Source organism: Kitasatospora sp. NPDC059747, from assembly GCF_042732955.1.
Lineage (GTDB): Bacteria > Actinomycetota > Actinomycetes > Streptomycetales > Streptomycetaceae > Kitasatospora.
In genome coordinates, this window is sequence record NZ_JBHWGV010000038.1 from 44,388 (window position 1) to 46,829 (window position 2,442).

Consider the following 2,442-nt stretch of genomic DNA (forward strand, 5'->3'; position numbering starts at 1 on the left):
CTTTTCCACACCCCTCGTTTTACTCTCCGTTGTACTACATTTTTTTCCCTATTTTCTGTTATTTTTTGTGGTCCTTTATTTTAACAAACACAAAACCCCCCCGCGTACGGTGGATCCGAGACCTGGTCAGGCACCCGCCTGCCCGACGACCGGACCGAAGGGTCAGCCATGGCCACGTACCTGTACCGATTGGGCCGCTCCTGCTTCCGGCGCAGGCGGGCCGTCCTGGCCGTCTGGATCGCCGTGCTGATCGCCGTCGGCGGGGCCGCCGGAGCGTTCGCGGGCAAGACGAGCAACGAGTTCAAGGTCCCCGGCACCGAGGCGCAGGCGACCCTCGACCGGATCAAGGACGCCTTCCCGCAGCAGGGCCACGGCTCCGCGCAGATCGTCTTCGCCGCCCCGGCGGCCGACGGCGTCAAGGCGCCGGACGCGGGCCGCGCGGTGAGCGAGGCCGTCCACCGGATCGCCGCCGTCCCGGGCGTGGCCGCCGTGCCCGACCCGTACGCCACCGGCGCGGTCTCGCCGGACGGCAAGGTCGCGATCGCGCTGGTCTCCTTCGACCGCAAGCTCGGCGACATCACCGACCAGCAGCGCGACGCGGTCAGGGCGGCCGCCGAACCGGCCCGCGCGGCCGGGCTGGACGTCGCCTTCGGCGGCGACGCGTACAACCGGATGGCCCAGGTCGACGGCGGCGAGGCGATCGGCCTCGCGGTGGCCGGCGTGGTGCTGGTGATCACCCTCGGCTCGCTGGTCGCCGCCGGACTGCCGCTGCTCACCGCGCTGGTCGGCGTCGGTGCCGCGATGGCCGGACTGCTCGCGCTCACCGGCTCGTTCGAGATCATCACCACCGCGCCGGTGCTGGCGCTCATGGTCGGGCTCGCGGTCGGGATCGACTACGCGCTGTTCATCCTCTCCCGCCACCGCCGCCACCTGGACGAGGGCCTGACGCCCGAGGAGGCCGCGGCCCGCGCCACCGCGACCGCGGGCAGCGCCGTCGTGTTCGCGGGCCTGACCGTCGTCGTGGCGCTCGCCGGGCTCGCCGTCGCGGGCGTCCCGTTCCTCACCGTGATGGGCCTCGCCGCCTCCGGCGCCGTCGTCGTGGCCGTCCTGGTGGCGATCACGCTGCTGCCCGCGCTGCTCGGCTTCGTCGGCCGCCGGATCGACCGGCTGCCGGTCTGGCGGCGGGCCATGCGCACCGGCGGCACGACCACGATGGGCGAGCGCTGGGCCGGTTTCGTCGTGCGCCGCCCGCTGCCCGTCCTGCTCGTCGGCCTGGCCGGGCTCGGCGCCCTCGCGGTGCCCGCCGCGAGCCTCAGCCTCGGCCTGCCGGGCGGCGGTTCGCAGGCCGCGGGGACGGACGCGCGCAAGGCGTACGACCTGGTGAGCGAGGGCTTCGGGCCCGGGTTCAACGCGCCGCTCGTCGTCGTGGTGGACGCGAAGGGCACGCCGCAGCCCGAGCGGGCCGTGCAAGGCGTGGCGGCGCAGCTGCAGACGTTGAAGGGCGTGCAGACGCTGCTGCCGCCGGCCGTCGACCCGGCCAGTGGGACGGCCCTGCTGACCGTCATCCCGCGGACCGGGCCCGACGACGAGGCCACCAAGTCGCTCGTCAACGAGATCCGCGACCAGCGCGCGGAGTTGAAGGCCTCGACCGGCGCCGGCATCGCCGTCACCGGCACCACGGCCGCCAACATCGACGTCTCCACCAAGCTCGGCCAGGCGCTGCCGCCCTTCCTCGCGGTCATCGTCGGCATCGCGATGGTGCTGCTGGCGCTGGCGTTCCGCTCGGTGCTCGTCCCGCTCAAGGCGGTGGCCGGGTTCCTGCTCAGCATCACCGCCTCGCTCGGCGCGGTGGTCGCGGTCTACCAGTGGGGCTGGCTGGACGGCCTGATCGACGTGCCGAAGGTCGGCCCGGTGGTGAGCTTCGTGCCGATCCTGCTGATCGGGGTGCTGTTCGGGCTGGCGATGGACTACGAGCTGTTCCTGGTCTCCGGGATGAAGGAGCAGCACGTCCACGGCGCGGCGCCGCGCGAGGCCGTGGTGGCCGGGGTGCGGGGCGGCGCCCGGGTGGTGACGGCGGCCGCGCTGATCATGGTGGCGGTGTTCGGCTCGTTCGTCTTCGGCCACGACCCGATCGTCCAGCCGATCGGCTTCGCCCTCGCGGTGGGCGTGCTGGTGGACGCCTTCGTCGTGCGGATGGCGCTGGTGCCGGCCGCGATGGCGCTGTTCGGCGAGGCCGCGTGGTGGTTCCCGAAGCGGCTGGAGAAGGTCGTGCCGCGGGTGGACATGGAGGGCGAGCAGCTGATCGCCCGTCTGGACCGGGAGCGGGTGTCCGGGGCGGCGAAGGAACCGGCCGGGGTCTGACCGGCCCCACGAGCCGGGCCCCCCGGGCGGACGTCCCGCCCCCCCCCGCCCACGCGCCCGGCGGGACAGCCGCCCCCCCGG

At 73.6% G+C, this 2,442-nt stretch carries 1 protein-coding gene; it reads left to right on the forward strand.

Annotation, left to right across the window (positions count from 1 at the left end; genetic code table 11):
- Positions 1-168 precede the first annotated feature (168 nt).
- Positions 169-2,361 carry an MMPL family transporter gene (locus ACFV4G_RS18680; RefSeq protein WP_380441603.1) on the forward strand — a complete coding sequence of 731 codons (2,193 nt, stop codon included), beginning with the start codon at positions 169-171 and terminating at the stop codon, positions 2,359-2,361.
- The last annotated feature ends 81 nt before the right edge of the window (positions 2,362-2,442 follow it).

Bases quoted from the DNA above. Each gene is read 5' to 3' on its own strand.
- ACFV4G_RS18680 (WP_380441603.1), top strand. From the start codon at position 169: ATGGCCACGTACCTGTACCGATTGGGCCGCTCCTGCTTCCGGCGCAGG.